This is a genomic window from Abyssibius alkaniclasticus, from assembly GCF_020447305.1.
GTDB lineage: Bacteria > Pseudomonadota > Alphaproteobacteria > Rhodobacterales > Rhodobacteraceae > Abyssibius > Abyssibius alkaniclasticus.
Genome location: NZ_CP095732.1, coordinates 2,473,266 through 2,497,174, shown reverse-complemented (window position 1 = coordinate 2,497,174; position 23,909 = coordinate 2,473,266). Strand labels below are relative to the sequence as shown.

The window sequence follows — 23,909 nt, the reverse complement described above, 5'->3', positions numbered from 1 at the left end:
GAGGTCGGGCGATGATTATGAATTTTCTGCGCGTTTTGGTGGGTGTAGCGGCATTCCTTGCCGCTGGCGTGCCTGCGCTTGCGCAAAACCCCTATTCCGCTGCCTGGCGGGTCAATCAATCCATCATCTCGAATTACGATATCGACCAGCGTGTGCGCCTGATGCGTGCGCTTGGCGCCCCGTCTGACAACCTGCGCCAGACTGCGGTTTCCGACCTGATCGACGACCGGCTGCGCGTAGAGCTTGGCCGCCAGATGGGGCTTGAGGCGACGAGCGAAAATATCGCGCGCGCTATCGAGACCTATGCCGCACAGCGCAATCTGACCGGGCCGCGCCTGCTGGCGCAGTTGCGCAGCGCCGGGGTCAGCCAGGAAGCCTTTGAGGATTTTCTGGCCGCAAGCCTGATCTGGCGCACCGTTCTGAACCTGCGGTTTGGCGACCGGGCCAACCCCACGGAAGACGAGCTTAACGCCCAAGTTTCAAGCATCGCATTGTCAAGCTCGCGCAGCATCCAGCTTGGCGAACTTGTGCTGCCCTATCTTGGGCGTGGGCAAGATGAAACCGTGGCCCTTGCGCGCCGCTTGCAGGCCGAGCTTGATGCCGGCGGCGACTGGGCGGCCGCCGTTGCCCAGTATTCGCAATCCGGCACGGCCGCGCGTGGTGGCGTGATCGGCTGGGTCGACCCGAACCGATTGCCCGAACAGATTGGCGCGGCCGTGCGCGGTGTGCGGGTTGGCGGTGTATCGCAGCCAATATTCGTGCCTTCGGGCGTGATCCTGATCAAGGTTCTGGATGCGCGCACCGTTACACAACAAATTACCGTGCCGATCAATGTCAGCGTAAGCTATGCCGAAATTCTGCTTCCCAACCCCGGTGGCACGATGCGCGCGCAAATGCGCGAAGCCGACCGTTTTCGCCGCACGCTTTCGGGCTGTCGCCAGTTGGAGCAGCGTGCCGCAGCGGCGAATGGCAGCGTATCGCTGAGCGGGCTGGTTGATCTGGATGCCCTGCCCGCCGATACCGGGCTTGCCTTGTCGCGCCTTGATCCGCGCGAAAGCGTCGCACTGCCGCAGCCCGAAGCCCTGCGCATTCTGGTGCTGTGCGAGCGGCAATCCTCGATGGATGAGACCGCGCGCGAAATCATGCGCAACCAGTTGCGGGGCCGCGCGCTCAGCGCCATGTCCGACGGGCTTTTGCTGGAATTGCGACGCACGGCGCTGATCGAAGAGCTATGAGCAACGCCCCTGACGGGCTGCCGCCCCTGCGCGAGGTCATTGCCGCGCATGGGCTTTCGGCCAACAAGGCGCTAGGCCAGAACTTTTTGTTCGATCTGAACCTGACAGGCAAGATTGCCCGCCGCGCGGGCGATCTTGCGGCCTGTGATGTGCTTGAAATCGGCCCCGGCCCCGGCGGGCTTACCCGCGCATTGCTGATGGAAGGCGCGCGCAAGGTGGTGGCGGTAGAGCGTGACGCGCGCTGCCTGCCGATCCTTGACGACATATCAGCCGCCTATCCCGGCAGGTTGCAGGTGCTGCACGGTGACGCGCTCAAGCTTGACCCTGCCGCGCATCTTGACCCACCTGTGCGTATTGTCGCCAATCTGCCTTATAATGTGGGCACTGAATTGCTGGTGAACTGGCTCACACCGCCAAGCTGGCCGCCTTTCTGGCAATCGCTGACGCTGATGTTCCAAAAAGAGGTGGCCGAGCGCATTACCGCGCCGCCGGGCAGTCGCGCCTATGGGCGGCTGTCGCTGCTGGCGCAATGGCGCTGCGATGCGAAGATCGTCTTTGAAATTCCGCCGCAAGCCTTTACGCCGCCGCCCAAGGTCACCTCGGCGGTTGTTCACCTCACCGCCCTGCCCGCGCCCCGCTTCCCTGCCGATGCCGCCATTTTGCAAGAGGTGATTGCCCGCGCCTTCAACCAGCGGCGCAAGATGCTGCGCGCCTCGCTGAAAGGCATGGTGCCGAATATGGAGCAGGAACTCGTGGCCATCGGGCTCAACCCGCAAGAGCGGGCCGAGCAGCTGACATTGGCGCAATTCTGCACGCTTGCGCGCCACGTTCAGGCGCTGCGCGCGGCTTAAGCGTCGGGTGTGGCCGCGGGCTGGCCTTCGGCGGCGGGCTTGGCCGGGCGGCGTGCCCGGGGTTTGCGCGGCGCGCGGGGCGCGGCGGCTTGCACGCCTTCGGGCGTTTCCACAAGCGACGAGCTTTCGGCAATATCCGGCTGCGAACTGTCGCCATTGTCAGCCTTCGGCGCGTTTTCGCGGTTCTCGGCCTGGCGGCGGTTGTCATCCTGATCAGAGGGTTGGTTGTTGTTTTGCTGGTTCTGCTGTTGGCGTTCATTCGCCTCGGCGGCGCGTTCGGCCATTTCGCGCTGCGCTTCTCCAAGCATCCGCAGATAATGCTCGGCATGTTGCGCAAAGTTTTCAGCGGCAACACGGTCGCCCGATAGCTGGGCATCGCGCGCAAGTGTCTGGTATTTCTCGATAACCTGCTGCGGCGTGCCGCGCACCTTGCCTTCGGGACCAGCCGAGTCAAACACCCGGTTGATCACATTGCCCAGGCTATTGCGACGGTTGTTGTTCTTGTTGCGCGAGCGCGACTTGTTTGATGATCTCATGTAAAAATTCACTGCCTTTTTGGCGGGATTTGGACAAATGGCCCGTGAGCGGTTTCAAATGCGCCCGATTTTTAGTTGACCATTGTCTGTCGAACCGGGCCGTGCCCCGTTCTGGACTGACGCCTAACGCTATAGCGTTCCATGCGCTGAAAACAAGACATTTTTCACCTTTCAGCGGGTTTTTGCGCTGAATTCGGGCTATTCTGCACCAATATGACACGATCTTTACCATTGATGTCCGGAATGCAGGACAGATTGGCAAAACCGGCGCTTTGAAACAGCGCCAAGGCCGCGGCGCCCTGCTGGTGGCCAATTTCAAATATCGCGCGCCCGTTTGGGGCAAGATAGTGCGAAAGTCGCCCCGCGATGTGCCGATAGGGCGCCAGCCCGTCCGCGCCGGGGGTGAGCGCAATTTTCGGCTCAAATTCGCGCACATCACGCGCCAGGGTTTCCCATTCGGCGGCGTCGATATAGGGCGGGTTGCAGATGATCAGGTCAAACCGCCCGTCAACCGCATCAAACCAGTCGGAAATGCGCAGATCGAGCCGCTTGGCTACGCCATGCCTTTGGGCATTCAGGCGCGCCACCGCCAGCGCCGCCGGGCTGATATCGACCGCCACGGCCTGCGCATGGCAGCGTTCGGCCAGAAGCGTGACGACAAGCGTGCCCGAACCTGTGCCAAGGTCCAGCACCGTTTCATATGGGCCATCCAGCGCCCGCTCGATCAGCGTTTCGCTATCGGGGCGCGGGTCCAGCACATCGGGGGTGACATGCATCTTGCGGCCCCAAAACGCGCGCCAGCCCCGAATTTGCGCCAGCGGCTGGTGGCGTGCGCGCGCCTGCACAAGGGTGTTGAACGTCGCAGCGGTATCGGGTGCAAGCGCGTCATGCGTAAGGTGAAGCAGCGCACTGCTCTCTACCCCCAAAGCATGGGCCAGCAGCAGGCGCGCATCGCGCATGGGTGCGTCTATCCCGGCGCTGTCAAGACGCGCGGCAGCATCGCGCAATGCCTCGGCCCCGGTTGGCATTTACAGCGCCAGTTCGGCCAGTTTTGCGGCCTGATCGGCGGCGCGCAAACCTTCGACAAGTTCGTCAATATCGCCGGCAATCACCGAATCGAGCCGGTAAAGCGTAAGGTTGATACGATGGTCGGTCACACGGCCCTGCGGGAAATTATAGGTGCGGATGCGCTCGGACCTATCGCCACTGCCCACCTGCCCCTTGCGCGCGGCGGAACGTTCATCATCGGCCTGCTGGCGCTGCAAATCATACAAGCGTGTGCGCAGCACCTGCATGGCGCGGGCGCGGTTCTGGTGCTGCGATTTTTCCGACGATGTCACCACGATCCCGGTTGGCAAATGCGTGATCCGCACAGCGGAATCAGTGGTATTCACATGCTGGCCACCCGCGCCCGATGCGCGCATCGTATCAATGCGAATATCGGTTGTGGGAATTTCGATATCCACCTCTTCGGCCTCGGGCAACACGGCCACGGTGGCGGCCGATGTATGGATGCGCCCGCCGCTTTCGGTGGTTGGCACACGCTGCACACGATGCACACCACTTTCAAACTTCATGCGCGCAAACACGTTGTCGCCGCGTAAAACGGCGATGATTTCCTTCACGCCGCCAAGCTCGGTCAGCGATTCTTCCAGAACCTCAACCTTCCAGCCGCGCCCTTCGGCATAGCGTTGATACATGCGAAACAGGTCGGCGGCGAACAGGGCCGCCTCGTCACCGCCAGTGCCGGCGCGAATTTCCAGAATGGCGGGGCGGCTATCGGCGGCATCTTTGGGCAAAAGCGACAGCATGACAGCGCGCTCGATCTCGGGCAATTCGCCTTCAATCTCGGCAAGCTCGTCCTGGGCCAGCGCCTTCATTTCCGGGTCGGCCAGCAGCGCCTTGGCCTGGTGTTTGCGCGCGTTCAATGCGCGCAGCGCCTGGATGGTTTCCACAACCGGGCGCAGCTCGGCATATTCCCGCCCCATGCTGGCCAATTCGGCTGGCGTGGTGACGGTCGCCATTTTCGCTTCGAGAAAGGCAAAGCGCCCGACGATCTGTTCAAGCCGTTCTTCGGGGATCATGTTACTGGCTGGCCGTTTCGTCTTCAGCCGTGCCGGGCAGCACGATCGGCTCGGCGGGCCGCTCGAGCGATTGCAGGCTGGCAAGCCAGCTTTCGACCCGCGCCGCGTTCACGCCCATATCGCCATAGCCAAAGCGCGAGCGTGACCAGATGATAATGGTTGAGGCGCCCCCTTCCAGCGGCACGAATTTCACCGAAATATAGTCGGGGATTTGCCAGAACCACGAGCGCTGCACATAGGTGATCATCAGTTCTTCCGGGCTGCCGGCTACGACCGTAACCTTGTTCTGGCGGATGACATAATCATCAAACGCCTTGGCCAGCACATCGGCCGAAACCTGGTATTGCGGTGCTTCACGGTCAACCGTGGTGATATGCAGCACCTGCGGCGCCACCAGATAGGTGTTGGGTGTGACCGGGCGTTCTACAAGCTGCGGGTCGACATGCCAGACCTGCGGGTCATGCGTGGCCGAAATAAACCGATACATCGTAAACGCCATCGCCAGTAAAAAAACGACGAAAAGAACGATAAGGATGCGTAACATTAGCTCTCCGCCGATTCTGCCGCGGCAATTGCAGCTGCTTTTTCTTCAACAAGTTCAACAATATGCGCGATCATTTGCGCATTGTCCATTTTATGTGTCTGTTTTCCGGCCAAATACACCATGCCGTGGCCGGCACCGCCACCCGTAAAGCCGATATCGGTCATCAAAGCCTCGCCCGGGCCGTTGACCACGCAGCCGATGATGGAAAGTGACATGGGCGTGTGAATATGGGCAAGCCGCTTTTCAAGCTCGGCCACCGTTGAAATAACGTCAAACCCCTGTCGCGCGCAGCTTGGGCAGGAAATGATGTTCACCCCGCGGTGCCGCAACCCGAGTGATTTCAGAATTTCAAAACCCGCCTTCACCTCTTCCACAGGGTCTGCCGACAGGCTTACGCGGATGGTGTCGCCAATGCCTGCCCAGAGCAGGTTGCCAAGGCCGATGGCACTTTTGATCGTGCCGGAAACCAGCCCGCCCGCCTCGGTTATGCCCAGATGGATCGGCGCGTCGGTGGCCTCTGCCAGCCCCTGATAGGCGGCGGCGGCAAGGAACACATCGCTGGCCTTCACGCTGATCTTGAAGTTGTGAAAGTCGTTATCCTGCAAAATGCGGATATGGTCGAGCCCGCTCTCGATCATCGCTTCGGGGCAAGGTTCGGCGTATTTCTCAAGCAGATGCCGCTCCAGACTGCCGGCATTCACGCCAATGCGGATAGAACAGTTGTGGTCCTTGGCGGCCTTGATCACCTCGCGCACACGTTCAGCCGAGCCGATGTTGCCGGGGTTGATGCGCAAACAGGCCGCCCCCGCCCTGGCCGATTCAATCGCGCGGCGATAGTGGAAGTGAATGTCGGCGACAATCGGCACCGGGCTTTCGCGCACGATCTCGGCCAAGGCGGCGGTCGAAGCCTCGTCCGGGCAGGACACGCGCACAATATCCGCCCCGGCTTCGGCACAGGCCAGCACTTGGGCGATTGTCGCCTTGGCATCGCTTGTCAGCGTGTTGGTCATGGTTTGCACGCTGATCGGCGCATCGCCCCCCACCGGCACATTGCCCACCATGATCTGGCGGCTTTTGCGCCGGTCGATATTGCGCCAGGGGCGGATGGGATTATGGGTCATTGTGAAATACCTGCGGGGCTGGCTGATTTTGCACACTGAATACTGCCAAGACGGGGCAGTGTCACGGGCTCAATACCCGATTGCAATTTTGGGTGGCTAATTCGCGGCGCCGGTTTCAGCCGAAGCAAGCGCGACCAAAGCGCGCTGCATTTCCGCCGTTGGGTTGCCATATTCGGGAAAGCTCGACGGGATTTCGCTGGCGGCAAGCGATACGTTCTTGGCGACCGCGCCCGCAGTGCCAACCGGGCCATAGGCCAAACCATCGACCATAAGAAACACCGCCGTTGCATTGCCCGCGCGCAAGGTTGCGCCCTCCAGCCCTTCGGGCAGAACATAGCTTTCGCCGGCATCCAGAATGGTTTCGCGCAGCACGGTGCCATCGGCTGCGGTTACGCGAATCCAGGCCGGGGCCTGGGCAAAAACGCCAGTCACCTTTGCGGTGGGTGCGGTATTGATCACCGGTTCGGGCGGCTGCACGGCTTCGGCGCTGGCCACGGTATTGGTGGTTTGCGGCACATTCACAACCGTGCCGTATCTATCCGGGTCGATAAAGGCAATCGGGCCATCGCGCGGCACAACGAAGGGCGCGTTGCTGTTGGCCCCGGTATAAAGCCGCGTAATATCGGCCACATGTTCGTTGGCGCGGTCCAGTGCGATATTTTCCAGACTGGTGGCGAAATTGCTGCTGTCAATCTGGTCAAGCACTTCGGGCGTGTCATCAATCGGGGCGATGTCAACGCGCTGAATATCCTGCACCATCATCCAGCCGCCATAGCCAAGCCCTGCAATCACCGCGATCAGCACCAGAAGCGGGCCAAGTGCTGCCAGTGCGGGCGCAAGAATGCCGTGATTTGGCACACGCCCCTGAATGGCGCGAATGCGACCGCCATCATTGCCCGCCCACAGCGCCGAAGTGGCGCCGATGCTGCTTTTGCCGTCGCGGCGGCGGCCCAGTTCCGGGTTTGCGCCCTGAAAGCCCGCCTCTTTGCAGAAACGGCTGAAAATTTCCTCGGTATCAAGCTGAAGGTAGCGCGCGTAAGAACGCACGTAACCGGCTATGAATGCACGGTTTTCAAAGACATCCAGGTCGCAGTTTTCAATGGCGGCGATGTAAACTGCCTTGATCCGCAGGTCGCGCTGCACATCAAGCAGGGATTTCGACAATGTGGCACGTTCACCGCGTAGCAAGTCGCCCAGCTTGTCCTCAAACGAGTCAAAGCCCTGCAAATCTTGCACGTTTTGGTTTTCTGCCATCAAGTCCGCCCGTTTTATGGCCGCTCGTCTCTGCGTTGTGGCCAAGTCACATCTATAGCAATTACGCGAGCCATACGCGTTTGTGAAAGGAATTTATGCGAGTCGGGCCCGAATTTGGCCATATTTGGCGGAATAACGCCGGTTTAACCCGCCATATCCATACGATTCAGCGCACAAGCCTGCCACAATCCGTCAAGTGCGCCGACCAATCCGTCGATCAGCGCCGAATCATGCACGGGCGATGGGGTGAAGCGCAGCCGTTCGGTGCCGCGCGGCACGGTGGGGAAGTTGATGGGCTGCGCATAGATCCCGTGATCCCATAACAAGCGGTCCGACAGTTTCTTGCAATGCACCGGGTTGCCCACCAGAACCGGCACGATATGGCTGGGATTGTCCATTACCGGCAGGCCAGCGGCGCGAAAGCGGGTTTTAAGCACGCTGGCGGCGGCCTGGTGTGCCACGCGCAATTCCGGATGCGCCTTCAGATAGGCGACCGAGGCGGCGCCACCTGCCGCAAGGGCCGGTGTCAGCGATGTTGTAAAGATGAAGCCCGGTGCATAAGACCTTATGGCATCTACCATTTTTGCGCTGGCCGCCACATAGCCACCCATCACGCCAAAGGCCTTGCCCAGGGTGCCGTTCAGAATGTCGATGCGCTGTGACAGGCCCCATTCCTGTGCCAGCCCGCCGCCGCGCGCGCCATACATGCCCACGGCGTGAACCTCGTCCAGATAGGTCAGCGCGCCAAATTCCTCTGCAAGGTCGCAGATTTCGGCAATCGGGCCAAAGTCGCCATCCATCGAATACACCGATTCAAAGGCGATGAGCTTGGGTGCTTTCGGATCCGCCGCTTCAAGCAATGCGCGCAGATGCGCAACATCGTTATGGCGGAAAATATGCTTGGGCGCGCGGCTGTGTTTCACCCCCTCGATCATCGAGGCATGGTTCAGCGCATCGGAAAAAATCACCAGCCCCGGAAACAGTTTCGGCAGCACCGACAGCACCGATTCATTGGCGATATAGGCCGAGGTAAAAACCAATGCCGCCTCTTTGTCGTGCAAATCGGCCAGTTCCGCTTCCAGCTTGCGGTGGTAGATGGTTGTGCCGGAAATGTTGCGCGTGCCGCCCGAGCCGGCGCCGGCCACGTTCATCGCATCGGCCATTGCATCCAGCACAATCGGGTTCTGGCCCATGCCCAGATAATCATTCCCGCACCAGACGGTGATTTCGCGCGTGCTGCCATCGGGCTGCACCCAATCGGCATAGGGAAAGCGGCCGCGCTGGCGGCGAATGTCCAGAAATATCCGGTAACGCCCCTCGTCATGCAATGCGTTCAGGGCGGTATCAAGTTGGCTATCGTAATTCATCAGGCACGTCCCAGGCCGGTAATTGCCCCCTTTATAGACTATCCGTTGCGGGTTTCGACACAACAAATTGCCGCATCCGGGCGGATTGGCCGGCAAGCGGCATAAATTCTGCTAAATGCACGGGGCTGCGGGGCGAGTTGCGGGGCTAATAGATAAACCGAATCTGCTCTGTCCAGAACCGTTCGATCCGCCGCATCACGTTGTTATGGTCTTCAAGCTGGCTGGGCGAAACGATATTCTTTTCGCGCAATGTGTTTGCATGGCGGGCAAAAAGCTCTGCCACCATCTGGCGCACGTCGCGGCCCTTGGCCGTTAGGCGCACCCGCACGGCGCGCCGGTCGACCGCGCATTTCTGGTGGTGCATATAGCCCGCTTCGACCAGCTTTTTAAGGTTATACGACACGTTCGAGCCCTGGTAATAGCCGCGCGACTTCAATTCGCCCGCTGTCACCTCATGCTCGCCGATATTGAACAACAGCAGCGCCTGAACCGAGTTGATGTCGATAATCCCGACCCGCTCGAACTCGTCCTTCACCACATCGAGCAAAAGCCGGTGCAGCCGTTCGACAATGGCCAGGGTTTCCAGATAGCTGCCTTGAAACCCCTTTTCATCAGCGGGTTTTGGGCTGGTCATGGTGTGCGCAGTCATGGTGCATCCTCCGAATCTCGCGATTTCGGGCAAGACTGGCGAAAGAATCGCAATAAGACGTTAAATTTGGCGCAAACTTCGCCTAATTTCGTGATTTCTGGATGCGCGCAATAATTGCCGCATGGTCGTCTGGCATGGGGCTTGCGCCGCTGAACCACCGATAAAGGTCTTGGTCATTTTCTTCAAGCAGCGCCTCATAGGCGTCCAGCTCGGTATCGCTAAGCGCCGCAATCGGCCCGTCTGAAAAGGGGCCAAGCAGCAAATCCATCTCTTTCATGCCGCGCCGCCAGCTACGAATGCGCAGGCGTTTCAGGCGGATATCATGGGGTTCAGCACTCATATGGCCCTCGCTTTCCTGCCTGCTGTTACAAATTTTCGCCGTGCATACAATGCAATTTGACGGCTGCACAAAAGGGTGCAAAAAGCAGCCAAACCCCTGAAGGAGCCGAAAATGCACGATATTCGCATGATCCGAGACAACCCCGCCGCTTTTGACGCCGCCCTTGCGCGCCGTGGTGTGGCCCCGGTGTCATCCGAAATTCTGGCCGCCGATGATGCCCGGCGCACGGCCATTGGCGCCGCCGAAGCCGCACAGGCTGCACGCAACGCGGCCAGCAAAGACGTGGGCGCCGCCAAGGCACGCGGCGATGATGCCGAGTTCGAGCGGCTGCGCGCGCTTGTTGCCGCCAAGAAAGACGAAATCGCCGCAATGGAGGCCGCTGCTTCTGAGGCCAGCGACAGGCTCACCGCCTTGCTGGAGGTGCTGCCAAACCTGCCGCATGACGATGTGCCAAGCGGCGCCGATGAAACCGAAAACGTTGAAGCGCATCGCTGGGGCACCCCGCGCAATTTTGCTTTTGCGCCGCGCGAACATTACCTGCTGGACGCGGCTGAAAACCATATGGATTTCGCCACGGCCGGCACCATTTCCGGTGCGCGCTTTGTGGTGCTGAAAGGCGCAATTGCCCGCCTGCACCGCGCGCTGGCGCAATTCATGCTTGATACGCATATCAACGAAAACGGGCTGACCGAGGTGAACGCGCCGGTGCTGGTGCGCCGCGAAACCATGTATGGCACCGGGCAATTGCCTAAATTTGCCGAAGACAGCTATGAAACCACCAATGGCTGGTGGCTGATCCCGACATCTGAGGTGACGCTTACCAGCATTCCAACCGCCACGCTTGGTGCATCGGGCGCGCTTGATGGCGCGGACCTGCCCATTCGCATGACCGCGCATTCGCTATGCTTCCGCTCGGAAGCCGGAAGTGCGGGCAAGGATACCGCCGGCATGTTGCGCCAGCACCAGTTTGAAAAGGTCGAAATGGTCTCGCTCACCAGGCCCGAAGATAGCCGCGCCGAGTTGGACCGCATGACCGCCTGCGCCGAGGGGATTTTGCAAAAGCTCGACCTGCCCTACCGCACGCTGGTGCTTTGCACGGGCGATATGGGCTTTGGCGCGGCGCGCACGCATGACATCGAGGTCTGGCTGCCGGGGCAGAACAGCTATCGTGAAATCTCGTCCTGCTCGGTTTGCGATGCGTTTCAGGCCCGCCGCATGAATGCGCGCTTTCGCCGCGCCGATGGTGAAAAGCCCGAATTCGTGCATACGCTCAACGGCTCGGGCCTTGCTGTGGGGCGCTGCCTGATTGCGGTTCTGGAAAATTACCAGAACGAGGATGGCTCGGTCACCATCCCCGAGGTGCTGCGCCGCTATATGGGCGATAAAACCCAGATCACGGCAGCGGGCGAACTTGCCTAATCGGCATTGGGAAAGAACAGTTGCTGCCCGTCAACCTGATAGGCGGCAATATGCGCCTGCCCTGCCCCCAGCATCCATTCGATAAAGGTTTCGGCATCGGCGCTGTTCACATGCGCAAAGCGTTCGGGGTTGAGCGCGATAATACCGTATTGGTTGAACAGGGCCGGATCGCCCGAAAACACAATCGCCGCATCGCGCTTTTCGCCATAGCTTACCCATGTGGCACGGTCGCTTAGCGTATAGGCCTGGCTTTCAATCGCCACGCGGATTGTGGCGCCCATACCCGCGCCCGCCTCGCGATACCAGGCGCCTGCCGGGGCAATTCCCGCCGTCGCCCAATAGCCAAGCTCGGCGCGGTGGGTGCCGCTGTCATCGCCACGGCTGATAAAGGGCGCTTCTGCGCTGGCGATTGCCTGCAGGGCGGCAGAAAGGTTGGGGGCCAGTTGCACCTGCGCCGGGTCGGCTTCGGGGCCGATCAGCACAAAGTCGTTATACATCAGGTTATAGCGTTCCAGCCCGTAGCCCTCGGCCACAAATGCCTCTTCGGCGGCCTGGTCATGCACCAACAGCACATCGGCATCGCCATTTTGCGCATTGCGAATGGCCTGGCCCGTGCCAACCGCCACAACATTCACCTCGATCCCGGTTTCTGCGGTGAATATCGGCAGCAAATAGCTGTAAAGACCCGAATTTTGCGTTGAGGTGGTGGATTGGATAAGTATGGTTCCAGCTTGCAGCGGCGCTGCAATCAACGATAGTGCAAGGATGAGGCTGCGCATGATATTCCCGATATGCGTTACTGTGCATAACGGTTCTAACCCGCGCCGAACGAGGACGTAAGATGAAAACGAAGCGTGGGCGCCAAAAGACGACCCTGCCGCCCGATGACGATAGATTTGCCCATCCCGCCGCGCGGTTTCGGGTGTTTGTGCGCGAAGATATGATCGGGGCTGGCAAGATTGCGCTGCTGCAAAAGGTGGCCGAAACCGGGTCTATTTCGGCGGCGGCGCGCGAAATGGGGCTTGGCTACCGGCGCGCGTGGTTCCTGCTGGAAACGCTGCAACGCTGCTTTGCCGAACCCTTGCTTGAAACCTCGCGCGGGGGGGCTGCTGCGGGGGGCAGCAGGCTTACACCGCTGGGGGGCGAGCTTGTCGCGCGGTTCCAGGCGCATGAAGAGGCGGTGAATGCGGCGGCGCAACCCCTGCTCGACTGGCTTGAATCCAGACAAAGAGACGCATGATTGCAACGCTTTGTGGCAATAATACCCCGAAACGCCGCTTAGGCTTTACGCCCCCGCTTGCCTTTCCTAAAAGAAGCGCAAACCAAGCGGGGGATTTATGCGCATTCTGATCACGAACGACGACGGTATCACTGCCCCCGGTCTTGCCGCTGCCGAAGATATTGCGCGCAACCTGGCCGGGCCGGAGGGCGAGATTTGGGTTGTTGCCCCGGCAACCGAACAATCCGGCGTTGGTCATTGCATCTCATATATCCACCCGATGCGGATTGAAGAACGCGGCCCCCGCCGCTTTGCCGTTGAAGGCGCACCAGCCGATTGTGTGCTGGCCGGTCTGCACCATGTTCTGCGCGGCAAGGCGCCCGATTTGCTGCTTTCGGGCGTGAATCGCGGTTACAATGTAGCAGAAGATACAGTGTATTCCGGCACGATCGGTGCCGCGATCGAAGGTGCCTTGCACGGTGTGCGCTCTATCGCAATGTCGCAATATTATGGCATGGAGAATGTAAACCTGCCCGACCCGTTTGCCGCCGCCCGTGCCCACGGCCCGGCCATCATCCGCCGCTTGCTGGAAGCGGCCACATGGCAGGACGGGCCTTATGGAGTGTTTTACAACGTCAACTTCCCGCCCCTGCCCGCCGATCAGGTGAAGGGGCTGAAGGCCACCGAACAGGGCGCGCGCAAGGGCGGCGGCTTCGGGGTGAAGCCCGAAATCTCGCCCAATGACCGCGAATTTCTCTGGGTTACACATAATGCCGACAATGCGCTTGCCGCGCAGGGCTCTGACGCATGGGAATCGCGCGATGGCTATTGCACCGTCACCCCCTTGCGGGCAAATTTGACCGCGCGCGATGTGCTGGCCGATCTGGGCGCTGCGCTGAAGGGGGCAATTTGATCGACGAAAACACCATGCAGTTTCTGCTGACCCTGCGCCAGCACGGGATTACCGACAAGAATGTGCTGGCGGCGATGGAATCGCTGCCGCGCGATGCGTTCCTGTCGGGTGTTTTCAAGGCGCGCGCGCATGAGGATGTGCCGCTGCCCATTGCCTGCGGGCAAACCATCAGCCAGCCTTCGGTTGTGGCCTTGATGACGCAGATGCTGGAAATCACCCCGCGCTGCAAGGTGCTGGAAATCGGCACGGGCTCGGGCTATCAGGCGGCGATTCTGTCCAAACTGGCGCGGCGTGTCTACACGGTCGAACGCCACCGCCCGCTGGCCCGCGCCGCCACGCGCGTGTTGCAGGAATTCGGCCTTGTGAATGTGGTGGTCATCGCCGATGACGGCTCGCGCGGGTTGCCCGAACAGGCCCCGTTCGACCGGATTTTGCTGACCGCCGCCGCCGAAGACCCGCCCGCCCCCCTGTTGGCACAACTCCGCGTAGGCGGGATTATGGTGCTGCCTGTTGGCCAGTCCGACACTGTGCAAACGCTCATAAAAGTGGTAAAAACCGAAAGCGGGCTTGAATATAGCGAGCTTGGCGAAGTGCGTTTCGTGCCGCTGATGGAAGGCGTCGCGGCGGATGTCGAGTAAGCAGACCGGATAACCGGCGGATCATTGAGGCAAGAAGAGGCAAGAAAAGATGACCAGCATGAAATTTTCCAAACTCTGTATGGCAGGCGTCTCGGTTCTGGCCCTTGGTGGCTGTGCGGGCGGGTTTGATCTTGGCGCGGCCAGCGATGTGTTCCGCCGCGACCCTATCGCCGTGCCCTCGATTGACCGGCAAACGCCCGATGCGCGCGGCGTGATCACCTATGAAACCTATCAGGTGGTTGTGGCGCGGGCGGGCGATACGATTACCACGCTCGCCAATCGCGTGGGCATTTCGCCCGAGTCCCTTGCCCGCCATAACGGCCTGCCTTTGACCTATGCGCCCAATACCGGCGAGGTTCTGGCCCTGCCCGTCAATGTGGGCGGCGCGGTTGCCGCCGGACCTTCGGGTTGGTCAGAGGATATTGCGGTAAGCGCGATTGAAAATGCCGGTGGCTCGTCTGGCAGCGTAGGCAGCCCGACAGACCCGATTCGCCACAGGGTGGAATCGGGCGACACCGCCTATTCGATTGCGCGGCAATACAATGTTTCGGTGACTGCGCTGGCCAGCTGGAACGGGCTGGGCCCCGATCTGGCCGTGCGCCCCGGCCAACAGCTGATCATTCCGGTGCCCGATACCAGCATTGCCGCAACCCCCCCGGCAACACCGCCTGCCGCGACACCGCCCGCAACCACGGCTGTGGCACCCCCGCAGCCGCCTGCCAGCACGACAACTACAGCCACCGCCACCCCGCCTGCCGCGACAACACCGCCGCCCGCCGCAAGCACTGCGCGCTTTGCTCAGCCGGTTGATGGCACGGTGGCGCGCGGCTATTCGGCCAGCAACGAGGGCATCAATTATAGCGCGCGCGCGGGTGCCGAAGTGCGCGCCGCCGCTGCGGGCACCATTGCGCTTATCTCGAATTCCACCGGCGGTTTGGGCACAATCGTGCTTGTGCGCCATGATGACAATTTCATCACGGTTTATGCGCGCGTTGCCGATGTCAAGGTTTCACAGGGTCAGTCGGTCAGTGCCGGACAGGTGATCGCCGTGGTCGCCCCTGCCGACAACCCGACCTTGCATTTTGAAGTGCGGCGCGGGAATACGGCTGTAGACCCGGCGCCCTTCATGCGCTAGGCGCGGTTCAGGAAAGCGACTGGCCGCGCCGGCCAGCCAGATCCTGCACATATTGCCAGGCCACGCGGCCCGAACGTGCGCCGCGTGTCTGCTGCCATTCAATGGCTTCGGCGCGTAAATCCTCGTCGGAAATCTCCAGCCCGTAATGCGCGCAATAGCCGCGAATCATGGCCAGATACTGGTCCTGACTACAGGGGTGGAAGCCGAGCCACAGGCCGAAACGGTCGGATAGCGAAACCTTTTCTTCCACCGCTTCACCGGGGTTTATGGCGGTAGAGCGTTCATTGTCGATCATATCGCGCGGCATCAGGTGGCGGCGGTTCGATGTGGCATAGATCAGCACATTTTCGGGCCGGCCCTCGATGCCGCCATCCAGCACGGCCTTCAGGCTTTTGTAATGCGCATCATCATGCTCAAAGCTCAGATCATCGCAAAACAGCAGGAATTGCGCCTTTGCCCCGCGCAGATGCGTGAGCAAGCGGCCAATGCTTGGCAGGTCTTCGCGGTGAATTTCGATCAGCTTGAGCGTGCCAAACTCATCGGCCGCCGCATGAACCGCCTTCACAAGCGAGGATTTGCCCATGCCGCGCGCACCCCACAGCAGCACGTTATTGGCACCAAAGCCGCGGGCAAAATGCCGGGTGTTGGTCAGCAAAGTGTCGCGCGCGCGGTCCACCCCGTGCAGCAGGCCAATGTCGACGCGCGATATTTTGGGCACCGGGCGCAGATTGTCTGGCTCCACCTCCCAGACAAAGGCGGTGCTGGCGGCAAAATCGGGCGTGGAGACCGGCGGCGGGGCCATGCGTTCAAGCGCGGCGGCAATGCGTTTTGTGGCCTTGCTCATTCTTCGGCCTTGGCACCGGCTTCGGTTTCCGCCTCGTCCTCATCATCGTAATAACCGTCTTCGCGCAGTTTTTCCTCGCGCTTTTTCTCGACCATTTTGACAAGAAGAATCGAAATTTCGTAAAGCCCGTAGACGACAGAAAACAGGATGACCTGTGTCACCACATCGGGCGGGGTTACGATGGCGGCAAGCAGCAAAATGCCCACAACCGCGTATTTTCGGGTATTGCCAAGCCCGGCAGATGAGACAAGCCCCGCCTTGCCCATAAGGGTGAGCAGCACGGGAAGCTGGAAGCACAGCCCGAAAGCCACGATCATTTTCAACGTGATATCAAGCGTTTCGTTGACCTTGCCGTTGAAAACGATGTCAATTCCGGCATCGGTGACTGGCATGGTTTCGGGCAGGGTTTCAGCCGTGCCCACAAGGGCTGCAAGCAGTGAAGGCACATCGGCAAAGCCCAGAAAGAAGGTCATCGCCAGCGGAATGACCACGTAATGCGCAAAACTCGCGCCCAGCAGGAACAAGGCGGGCGATGCGATGAGGAAGGGCAAGAACGCCCCCTGCTCGGAGCGATAAAGCCCCGGCGCCACAAAGCGCCAAAGCTGGTAGGCAATTACCGGAAAGCCAAGCGCCAGCCCGCCCACCATAGAAATGCGGATGAGCGTGAAGAAATATTCCTGCGGCGCGGTGTATTGCATGACCGGATTGTCATTGCCAAGCGAACGCATGGTGCTTTCAATCGGCATGAGCAGAAAGTCGAGGATCTGGCTGCCGAAGGTGAAGGTGACAATCATGCCAACGATAAAGGCAATCACCGAATAGATGAGCCGTTTGCGCAGCTCGGCCAGATGCTCCATCAGCGGCGCGGCGGTATCGTCAATCTCGTCCTTGACGGCCATTATGCATCCTCACCGCGGGCAACGGGGGCCGTGGCCGCCTTGGGTTTTGCTGTTTTGGGCTTGGTGGCGGTTTTTGCGGCCGCTTTCGCGGCTGGTTTTTTGGCCACAGTTTTTGGGGCGGTTTTGGCTGCTGTTTTGGCCGGAGCCTTTTTAGCCGCGGGCTTTTTCGGTGCGGGCTTTTTCGGTGCGGGCGTTTTCGGTGCGGGCGTTTCAGGCGCGGGCTGTGCGGCGGGTTCTTTCACCTTGGGGGCGCTTGTTGCGGCATTTCCCGCCGCAGCCGGTGTGGCGGCAGTGGCTTCTTTTTCGGCCTTTTCGGCGATTTTCGCCTCGCGCGTGGCCAGAATGCTTTCGGTGTATTTCTTGTTGCTGTCCTTGATGGCGTTCAGCCCCAGCGGGTCGGCCTTTTTCAGGTTCGAAATGCTTCTGGTGGCTTCGGAAATTCCCGCCTCATCGGCGGCATCTTCCATCGAGCGCTGAAATTCGCGCGCCATTCGCCGCGCCTTGCCAACGAATTGGCCAAGCGTGCGGAACATGTTGGGCAGGTCCTTGGGGCCGATCACGATCAGCGCCACAATCCCGATCAACATCAGTTCGGTCCAGCCGATATCAAACATCTCTCAAGGCTCCCGCCAATCAGGGCGCCTTAGGCTTTGTCTTTTTCCGGTTCACTGGCCGGTGTCACATCCACCGCGTCATCGGCGGCGGCGGCTTCAATTTCGCTATTGCCCTCTTTGACACCTTTTTTGAAGCTGGTGATCCCCTTGCCGATTTCGCCCATCAGCGACGAAATTTTGCCACGCCCAAACAGGACCAGCACGACAACGGTGATAAGCAGCAGGCCAGGAAGGCCGATATTGTTCAACATGTGTTTTCTCCCAACCGGGCCAGTTGGCCCGTTCACATCAACTATCTAAGGCTTCATGCGGGCGGGTTCAAACCCCAATTGGCGCGCAACACCACTTTATGAACGAAATTTGCGCCCTAGCTGCGTGGAAATACGAAACAGCGGTCGCGCCGCAGGCTTAGCCAGAGCCGCGTGCCGGCGGCGGGCATAAATACCCCGGGAACCGAGGCGCGCAACACCGCCCCGTCATGTTCCATGACCAGATCCACCAGCGAGTTGCCGCCCAGAAAGCGGGCACGCTGCACATGGCCACAGGCGGGCACGCCATCTTGCGGGGTGGGCAGCGGGCCTTTGCCCGAACGGTCAAAGTCGATTTTCAGGTGCTGGGGGCGGATGACGATATCCACTGCCGTGCCATCGGCCAGAGCGGGGGTGAGGAAGTGGCCAAAGGCGGTTTCGGTTTGCATGTTGCGCACCGCGCCGGGAATGACATTGATATCCGAGAAGAACGCCGCCGCCTGCCTGTCGGTTGGCGCATTGTAAATATTATAGGGCGCGCCCTGCTGCACGATGCGCCCGTCGCGCATAAGCGCAATATTATCGGCCATGCGCATGGCCTCTTCGGGCTCGTGGGTGACAAGCAGCACCGCCGCGCCCTCGTCTTTGAGAATTGTCAGGGTTTCATCGCGAATCCCGTCGCGCAAGCGGTTGTCGAGCCCGGAAAACGGCTCATCCATCAGCATGATGCGCGGGTTTGGGGCCAGGGCACGTGCCAAAGCCACGCGCTGCTGCTCGCCGCCTGAAAGCGTGTGCGGATAGGCGCTGGCCAGATGTTCCAGCCCCACGCGGCGCAATTCCTGCATGGCGCGCCCGGGCTTGCCCGCCCCCTTCAGCCCGAAAGCCACGTTTTGCAAAACGCTCAAATGCGGGAAAAGCGCGAAATCCTGAAACATCATGCCAATGCCGCGCAATTCGGGTGGCATATGGGTTGTTGCATCGGATATCAGCGTGCCATCGACCAGCACATCGCCGCTGTCTTGCTGGTCAACCCCGGCGGCAATGCGCAAGGTGGTCGATTTTCCGCAACCCGAGGGGCCAAGCAGGCAGGTCACCTGCCCCGGCTGAAGTTCCAGGTTCACGCCATCCACCACACGCCGCCCGCCAAACTGGCGGCAGATATTGCGCAGCTCCAGGCGCGGCGGTGCGATGGTTGCAGCCTGCATAGCAATTCCGATTCATTTCATCAGGTAAGCTGATAGCAAGCCGCCAGCCCAGGCACAAGCAGGGGCTACATTGTGGAATTGAACCCGCCACCGTCGAGCAAAATATTCTGCCCGATCATGTAACCGGCATATTGCGAACACATGAAGGCACATGTGGCGCCAAATTCCTCGGCAGTGCCATAGCGGCCTGCGGGGATTGTGGCTTCGCGCGCGGCGCGTGCCTCTTCAATGGATTTTCCGGTGTTCCTGGCAACCCCGCCGTCAAGCTGGATGGCGCGGTCGGTTGCATGAATGCCGGGCAGCAGGTTGTTGATGACAACCCCCTTGCCCGCAACCTGCCGCGATGTGCCCGCCACATAGCCCGTAAGCCCGGCGCGCGCCGCGTTTGACAGGCCCAGCACGCCAATCGGCGTCTTGACCGACTGGCTGGTGATATTCACAACGCGCCCCCAGCCGCGATCGATCATCCCCGGCAGCACGGCCTTCATCAGCGCGATGGGGGTGAGCATGTTGGCATCCAGCGCCTTGATGAAATCCTCGCGCTCCCAGTCGCTCCACAGTCCCGGGGGCGGGCCGCCGGCATTGGTGACAAGAATGTCAGGGGCCGGTGCAGCGGCCAGAACCGCCGCGCGCCCCGCTTCGGTGGTGATATCGGCGGCAACCTCAACCACATCGGCCCCCTTGGCGCGCATCTCGGCGGCAGTGCGCGCCAAAACCTCGGCATCGCGCCCGTTCAGCACGATTTTCACACCGGCATCGGCCAGCGCCTCGGCGCAACCCCGCCCCAGCCCGCGCGAGCCTGCGCAGACAATTGCGGTTTTTCCTGAAATTCCCAAATCCATCTTCATTCCTTTCGTGCCGATATGCGTGGTGCCGCGTCTATGGGCCCAACATCATCGACCTTCATATAGGCTGCAAGGTCTATTATCTGATCGGCCACATCATAGGGTTGGCCACGGCGCACCCGCAAGCGGCGCGGCCACCAGTAAAACCCGCCAAAGGCGCGCACGGCAAGCCACATTGCCCAGGCCCAGGGTTTTGGCGTGTTCAACTCGCGCATCGCATCAAAGAAAATACGGTCGGCCTGGCGGCGCGTTCCGGACCAGACCACATCGACATAGAGCCAGTCATGCAGGGCGGCCGCGGCCATATAAACCGGATGCGACCGCGGCAAAAGCAGCGTAATGCCGGGCGGAATTGACGCGCCATCAAACATGAACCCGCTGGGCACGGTAATCTGTTCCTGCGCAGTGGCGTCGCTATGCACATTATAGACCAGCGGATAGGCAACGATCCAGCGTTCCGCCCGCCAGGCAGGGGGCAATAATTGCCACCAGAGGGATTCCTGCGCCGTGCCACGCATCTTGTAGCTCATCGCAAAAACGCTGATCGGATGGCTGAAATTGACCATGTCACATTCCTTTTCTCTGCGCGTGAATTGGCACCATTGCCCTTCGATACGACCTCACATATACCGCAATCATGTTGGACAATGCCAAAAACACCCCCGAATTGCCGCCGGAAATTGCCCGGCGCCGCACATTTGCGATTATCAGCCACCCGGATGCGGGCAAAACCACGCTGACCGAGAAGTTCCTGCTTTATGGTGGCGCGATTCAAATGGCGGGCCAGGTGCGCGCCAAGGGCGAGGCGCGGCGCTCACGCTCGGACTTCATCAAGATGGAGCAGGAGCGCGGCATTTCAGTATCGGCTTCGGCAATGTCGTTTGAATTCAGTGACTTCTGGTTCAATCTTGTCGATACGCCCGGCCATAGTGACTTTTCCGAAGACACCTATCGCACGCTGACGGCGGTCGATGCGGCGGTGATGGTGATTGACGGCGCCAAGGGCGTTGAAAGCCAGACGCAAAAGCTGTTTGAAGTCTGCCGCCTGCGCGATTTGCCGATTCTGACCTTTTGCAACAAGATGGACCGCGAAAGCCGCGATACCTTTGATATTATTGATGAAATCCAGCAGAACCTTGCCATAGACGTTGCCCCCGCAAGCTGGCCCATTGGCATGGGGCGCGAGTTTCTGGGCTGTTATGACATGCTTCACGACCGGCTTGAACTGATGAGCCGGGGGGATCGGAACATCCGCGCGCAATCGGTGAAAATCAGCGGGTTGGATGACCCGAAGATCGCCGAGCATGTGCCGCCGCATTTGCTGAGCAAACTGCGCGAAGAGGTTGAAATGGCACGTGAATTGCTGCCAGCCTTCGAGCGGAAAGCCTTTGCCGAAGGCACGATGACACCGATCTGGTTTGGCTCGGCCATCAACTCGTTCGGTGTGCAGGAGCTTATGACCGGCATCGCCGAATTTGGCCCGGAACCCCAGGTGCGCCCCGCAGAGCCAAGGAAAATTTCCCCTGATGAAACAAAGGTTTCCGGCTTTGTCTTCAAGGTTCAGGCGAATATGGACCCAAAGCACCGCGACCGTGTAGCCTTTGTGCGGCTGTGTTCGGGCCATTTCATGCGCGGCATGAAGCTCAAGCATGTGCGTTCGGGCAAGCCGATGGCCATTTCCAACCCGGTGATGTTTCTGGCCAATGACCGCGAGTTGGCCGAAGACGCCTGGGCGGGTGACATTATCGGCATTCCAAACCACGGGCAGTTGCGCATTGGCGACAGTCTGACCGAGGGGGAAGATCTGAAATTCACCGGCCTGCCCTCGTTTGCGCCGGAACTGCTGCAATCGGTGCGCGCGGGCGACCCGATGAAAGCCAAGCATCTGGAAAAGGCGCTGACACAATTCGCCGAAGAAGGCGCTGCCAAAGTGCTGAAACCGCTGATTGGTTCGGGTTGGATTGTGGGCGTTGTCGGCCAGTTGCAATTCGAGGTGCTGGCCAGCCGGATTGAAACCGAATACGGGTTGCCGGTGCGTATGGAGCCAACGCAGTTCACCTCGGCCCGCTGGGTGCAGGGCGCGCGTGACAAGGTTGATGCCTTTATCGCCGCCAACAAGGGCCATATGGCCGCCGACCATGATGGCGACCCGGTGTTTCTGACCCGCCTGCAATGGGATATCGACCGTGTCGTGCGCGACTACCCCGACATTACCTTGCGCGCCACAAAGGAAATGCAGGTGTAGTGCGTGGAGGCATTCCACCTTCATATCGGCGTTCGGAAATCCGGCACCACCTATTTGCAGCGCTGGCTGGACCGCTCGACATTCGCGCCCAACACCCGTTGGGTCAACGAACGGGATGTGCGCGCAACCCTGACAGTAACAAAGGAAGCGCCTGACTATCTGCATGGTGATGCGGCGGTTGTCATGAGCGATGAGAACCTGCTGGGCGGCTTCAAGAACGGTGAGAAATTCGCGCGGCCATCAGCCGACCTGCGCATTCTTGCGCCTTTTGCGCCAAGAATATTCCTGTGCTTGCGCAACTATGCCGACTATTTCACCTCGTCCTGGACAGAGGCGATCAAGCGCCAGAGCTTTTGGGCCTTCGACCCCGGTGTAAAGCCAACCCGGCGTTGGGGCGATGTGTTGCGCGAGATTGCCGCGCGGCTTCCGAACAGCCCGGTTACCGTTTGGGATTATGCCGATTTTCGCGGCAATGAAGACGCAGTCGCGCAGCTTGTAAGCGGGAACCGTATCGTAGAATTCGGCGCCCGGCCCCCGCGCCACATCAACAAGCGGCTTTCGGTCAGCGCGGTTGCGCAACTGGCATTGTTGGCAGAACCCCCCAGCAAGGGCGGGCCTTTCAAAGCGTTCTTCGAGTCAAACCGGGTAAGCGAGGCCAATCCGCGGTTCGAGGCTTTTACCGCCGAAACCCGCAAACCGTTTGACGAAGCCTATGCCGAAGACTGGGACGAGGTTGCGAAATTCGCGACCATCTGGCGGCCTAGTCCACAAACGCCTTCTCGATGACAAAGGCGCCGGGCGCGGAGTTGGAGCCCTCGTCCATGCCGCGCGCTTCGCAAATCGCCTTGTGGTCTTGCAGCATGGCCATCGAGCCGCAAATCATCACACGGTCATCTGCAGCACCAAGTGCCGCGCCTGTTGCGGCTTCAAAACGGCCATCGCGCAGCCAATCGGTCATGCGGCCCATATGTTCGCTGTTTTCGCGCGTGGTGGTAGAAATAAGCTGCAAGCGCCCGTCAACCATTTCCGACAGCAGTTCGTCTTGCTGGATTTCGGCAAACAAATGCTTGCCATAATCAAGCTCGGCCACCTCGCGGCAGGTATGGGTCAGCACGACAGTTTCGAATTTTTCATAGGTTTCGGGGTCGCGGATGATGCTGGCAAAGGGCGCAATGCCGGTGCCGGTTGAAAACAGCACCAGCCGTTTGCCGGCAATCAGCGCATCATGCACAAGCGTGCCAACCGGCTTGGGGCGGATGAGGATATGATCGCCCACGGCAAGGTTCTGCAAACGGCTGGTCAGCGGGCCATCGGCCACCTTGATCGAGTAAAACTCCAGCTCTTCATGCCAATTGGGCGAGGCAATGGAATAGGCGCGCAGCAGGGGCTTGTCGCCATTTGGCAAACCGATCATCGCAAATTCGCCCGAACGAAAGCGGAAACTGGCAGGCCGTTCGCAGGTGAAGGAGAATGTATAATCTGTCCAATGGCGCACGCTCAGCACGCGCAGCGCATCGACCCCGCGATAGGTTTTCGGTGTTTCTACATTCAATTCAACATTCATGCCGCTCATCCATCTGCTTTGCCCCCCATATAAGCGGCAAATCGCGGCTGCAAAACCCCTTAAAGCTTTGTCGCATTGACGCAGCGCCGCAATGCGGCTAAACCCGCTGGCATGTGAGGTGGCAATCCGGCCGCCCGGCC

At 60.3% G+C, this 23,909-nt stretch carries 27 protein-coding genes; 9 read left to right on the top strand and 18 right to left on the bottom strand.

Going from position 1 to position 23,909, the window contains the following annotated elements; genetic code table 11:
* Positions 1-17: 17 nt before the first annotated feature.
* Entirely contained in the window at positions 18-1,235 is a 1,218-nt protein-coding gene (locus tag LGT41_RS12440; protein WP_274127207.1) for a peptidylprolyl isomerase, read from the top strand.
* A complete protein-coding gene (rsmA, locus tag LGT41_RS12435) occupies positions 1,232-2,086 on the top strand; it encodes a 16S rRNA (adenine(1518)-N(6)/adenine(1519)-N(6))-dimethyltransferase RsmA (protein WP_274127206.1) in 855 nt (284 codons plus the stop codon). Before LGT41_RS12440 ends, rsmA begins: the two co-directional genes overlap by 4 nt.
* Here rsmA and LGT41_RS12430 read toward each other — a convergent pair.
* From LGT41_RS12430 to LGT41_RS12390, 9 genes are all read right to left on the bottom strand, one after another.
* Entirely contained in the window at positions 2,083-2,622 is a 540-nt protein-coding gene (locus LGT41_RS12430; RefSeq protein ID WP_274127204.1) for a DUF4167 domain-containing protein, read from the bottom strand. The two genes, rsmA and LGT41_RS12430, sit on opposite strands and share 4 nt — an antisense overlap.
* 164 nt (positions 2,623-2,786) lie before the next feature.
* Positions 2,787-3,650: a peptide chain release factor N(5)-glutamine methyltransferase gene (gene prmC / locus LGT41_RS12425; protein WP_274127202.1), complete on the bottom strand. Its 864-nt coding sequence runs from the start codon at positions 3,648-3,650 to the stop codon at positions 2,787-2,789.
* Positions 3,651-4,706, bottom strand: coding sequence for a peptide chain release factor 1 (gene prfA / locus LGT41_RS12420; RefSeq protein ID WP_274127200.1), 1,056 nt, complete (start codon positions 4,704-4,706; stop codon positions 3,651-3,653). It lies immediately after the preceding gene.
* 1 nt (position 4,707) lies between these two features.
* Entirely contained in the window at positions 4,708-5,250 is a 543-nt protein-coding gene (locus LGT41_RS12415; protein WP_274127199.1) for a DUF1499 domain-containing protein, read from the bottom strand.
* On the bottom strand, positions 5,250-6,371 hold the full coding sequence (ispG, locus tag LGT41_RS12410; protein WP_274127198.1) for a flavodoxin-dependent (E)-4-hydroxy-3-methylbut-2-enyl-diphosphate synthase: 1,122 nt from the start codon (positions 6,369-6,371) through the stop codon (positions 5,250-5,252). Before ispG ends, LGT41_RS12415 begins: the two co-directional genes overlap by 1 nt.
* Positions 6,372-6,467: 96 nt before the next feature.
* The gene (locus tag LGT41_RS12405) at positions 6,468-7,625 is read right to left on the bottom strand and encodes a helix-turn-helix domain-containing protein (protein ID WP_274127197.1); all 1,158 of its coding nucleotides are present in this window, start codon (positions 7,623-7,625) and stop codon (positions 6,468-6,470) included.
* Positions 7,626-7,768: 143 nt separating this feature from the next.
* Positions 7,769-8,992 (bottom strand): 5-aminolevulinate synthase, encoded by a 1,224-nt coding sequence (hemA, locus tag LGT41_RS12400; protein WP_274127196.1) that lies wholly within the window; start codon positions 8,990-8,992, stop codon positions 7,769-7,771.
* Between the two features lie 145 nt (positions 8,993-9,137).
* Positions 9,138-9,641 (bottom strand): MarR family winged helix-turn-helix transcriptional regulator, encoded by a 504-nt coding sequence (locus tag LGT41_RS12395; RefSeq protein WP_274127195.1) that lies wholly within the window; start codon positions 9,639-9,641, stop codon positions 9,138-9,140.
* A gap of 82 nt (positions 9,642-9,723) precedes the next feature.
* On the bottom strand, positions 9,724-9,981 hold the full coding sequence (locus LGT41_RS12390; RefSeq protein WP_274127194.1) for a succinate dehydrogenase assembly factor 2: 258 nt from the start codon (positions 9,979-9,981) through the stop codon (positions 9,724-9,726).
* A 111-nt stretch (positions 9,982-10,092) separates the two neighbouring features.
* Between LGT41_RS12390 and serS the strand changes: the two genes are divergently transcribed.
* Positions 10,093-11,400: a serine--tRNA ligase gene (gene serS, locus LGT41_RS12385; RefSeq protein ID WP_274127193.1), complete on the top strand. Its 1,308-nt coding sequence runs from the start codon at positions 10,093-10,095 to the stop codon at positions 11,398-11,400.
* On the opposite strand, the gene LGT41_RS12380 is transcribed toward serS, so the two are convergent.
* Positions 11,397-12,179, bottom strand: coding sequence for an ABC transporter substrate-binding protein (locus LGT41_RS12380; protein WP_274127192.1), 783 nt, complete (start codon positions 12,177-12,179; stop codon positions 11,397-11,399). The genes serS and LGT41_RS12380 overlap by 4 nt on opposite strands.
* A 62-nt stretch (positions 12,180-12,241) precedes the next feature.
* Between LGT41_RS12380 and LGT41_RS12375 the strand changes: the two genes are divergently transcribed.
* The 4 genes from LGT41_RS12375 (at position 12,242) to LGT41_RS12360 (ending at position 15,305) form a co-directional block, all read left to right on the top strand.
* On the top strand, positions 12,242-12,640 hold the full coding sequence (locus tag LGT41_RS12375; RefSeq protein WP_274127191.1) for a winged helix-turn-helix domain-containing protein: 399 nt from the start codon (positions 12,242-12,244) through the stop codon (positions 12,638-12,640).
* A 97-nt stretch (positions 12,641-12,737) separates the two neighbouring features.
* The gene (gene surE, locus LGT41_RS12370; RefSeq protein ID WP_274127190.1) at positions 12,738-13,532 is read left to right on the top strand and encodes a 5'/3'-nucleotidase SurE; all 795 of its coding nucleotides are present in this window, start codon (positions 12,738-12,740) and stop codon (positions 13,530-13,532) included.
* Positions 13,533-13,546: 14 nt separating this feature from the next.
* Positions 13,547-14,170, top strand: a complete 624-nt coding sequence (locus LGT41_RS12365; protein WP_274129726.1) for a protein-L-isoaspartate(D-aspartate) O-methyltransferase — start codon at positions 13,547-13,549, stop codon at positions 14,168-14,170.
* A gap of 49 nt (positions 14,171-14,219) precedes the next feature.
* A complete protein-coding gene (locus LGT41_RS12360; RefSeq protein WP_274127189.1) occupies positions 14,220-15,305 on the top strand; it encodes a M23 family metallopeptidase in 1,086 nt (361 codons plus the stop codon).
* Positions 15,306-15,312: 7 nt separating this feature from the next.
* Here LGT41_RS12360 and LGT41_RS12355 read toward each other — a convergent pair whose 3' ends face one another.
* The 7 genes from LGT41_RS12355 to LGT41_RS12325 form a co-directional block, all read right to left on the bottom strand.
* The gene (locus LGT41_RS12355) at positions 15,313-16,149 is read right to left on the bottom strand and encodes an ATP-binding protein (protein ID WP_274127188.1); all 837 of its coding nucleotides are present in this window, start codon (positions 16,147-16,149) and stop codon (positions 15,313-15,315) included.
* Positions 16,146-17,048 carry a twin-arginine translocase subunit TatC gene (tatC, locus tag LGT41_RS12350; RefSeq protein ID WP_274127187.1) on the bottom strand — a complete coding sequence of 301 codons (903 nt, stop codon included), beginning with the start codon at positions 17,046-17,048 and terminating at the stop codon, positions 16,146-16,148. The genes LGT41_RS12355 and tatC overlap by 4 nt, the downstream gene beginning before the upstream one ends.
* Positions 17,048-17,662, bottom strand: a complete 615-nt coding sequence (tatB, locus tag LGT41_RS12345) for a Sec-independent protein translocase protein TatB (protein ID WP_274127186.1) — start codon at positions 17,660-17,662, stop codon at positions 17,048-17,050. Before tatB ends, tatC begins: the two co-directional genes overlap by 1 nt.
* A gap of 29 nt (positions 17,663-17,691) precedes the next feature.
* Entirely contained in the window at positions 17,692-17,913 is a 222-nt protein-coding gene (locus LGT41_RS12340) for a twin-arginine translocase TatA/TatE family subunit (RefSeq protein ID WP_274127185.1), read from the bottom strand.
* Positions 17,914-18,029: 116 nt separating this feature from the next.
* Positions 18,030-19,115, bottom strand: coding sequence for an ABC transporter ATP-binding protein (locus tag LGT41_RS12335; RefSeq protein ID WP_274127184.1), 1,086 nt, complete (start codon positions 19,113-19,115; stop codon positions 18,030-18,032).
* Positions 19,116-19,180: 65 nt separating this feature from the next.
* On the bottom strand, positions 19,181-19,957 hold the full coding sequence (locus LGT41_RS12330) for an SDR family oxidoreductase (protein WP_274127183.1): 777 nt from the start codon (positions 19,955-19,957) through the stop codon (positions 19,181-19,183).
* 2 nt (positions 19,958-19,959) lie between these two features.
* Positions 19,960-20,526 (bottom strand): DUF1353 domain-containing protein, encoded by a 567-nt coding sequence (locus LGT41_RS12325; RefSeq protein ID WP_274127182.1) that lies wholly within the window; start codon positions 20,524-20,526, stop codon positions 19,960-19,962.
* Between the two features lie 71 nt (positions 20,527-20,597).
* Here LGT41_RS12325 and LGT41_RS12320 point away from each other — a divergent pair, with 71 nt between their 5' ends.
* Both LGT41_RS12320 and LGT41_RS12315 read left to right on the top strand, forming a co-directional pair.
* Entirely contained in the window at positions 20,598-22,205 is a 1,608-nt protein-coding gene (locus LGT41_RS12320; RefSeq protein ID WP_274127181.1) for a peptide chain release factor 3, read from the top strand.
* A gap of 3 nt (positions 22,206-22,208) precedes the next feature.
* Positions 22,209-22,991, top strand: coding sequence for a hypothetical protein (locus tag LGT41_RS12315; protein WP_274127180.1), 783 nt, complete (start codon positions 22,209-22,211; stop codon positions 22,989-22,991).
* Here the strand turns inward: LGT41_RS12315 and LGT41_RS12310 are convergent.
* Positions 22,966-23,769: a ferredoxin--NADP reductase gene (locus LGT41_RS12310; RefSeq protein ID WP_274127179.1), complete on the bottom strand. Its 804-nt coding sequence runs from the start codon at positions 23,767-23,769 to the stop codon at positions 22,966-22,968. The two genes, LGT41_RS12315 and LGT41_RS12310, sit on opposite strands and share 26 nt — an antisense overlap.
* Positions 23,770-23,909 lie beyond the last annotated feature (140 nt).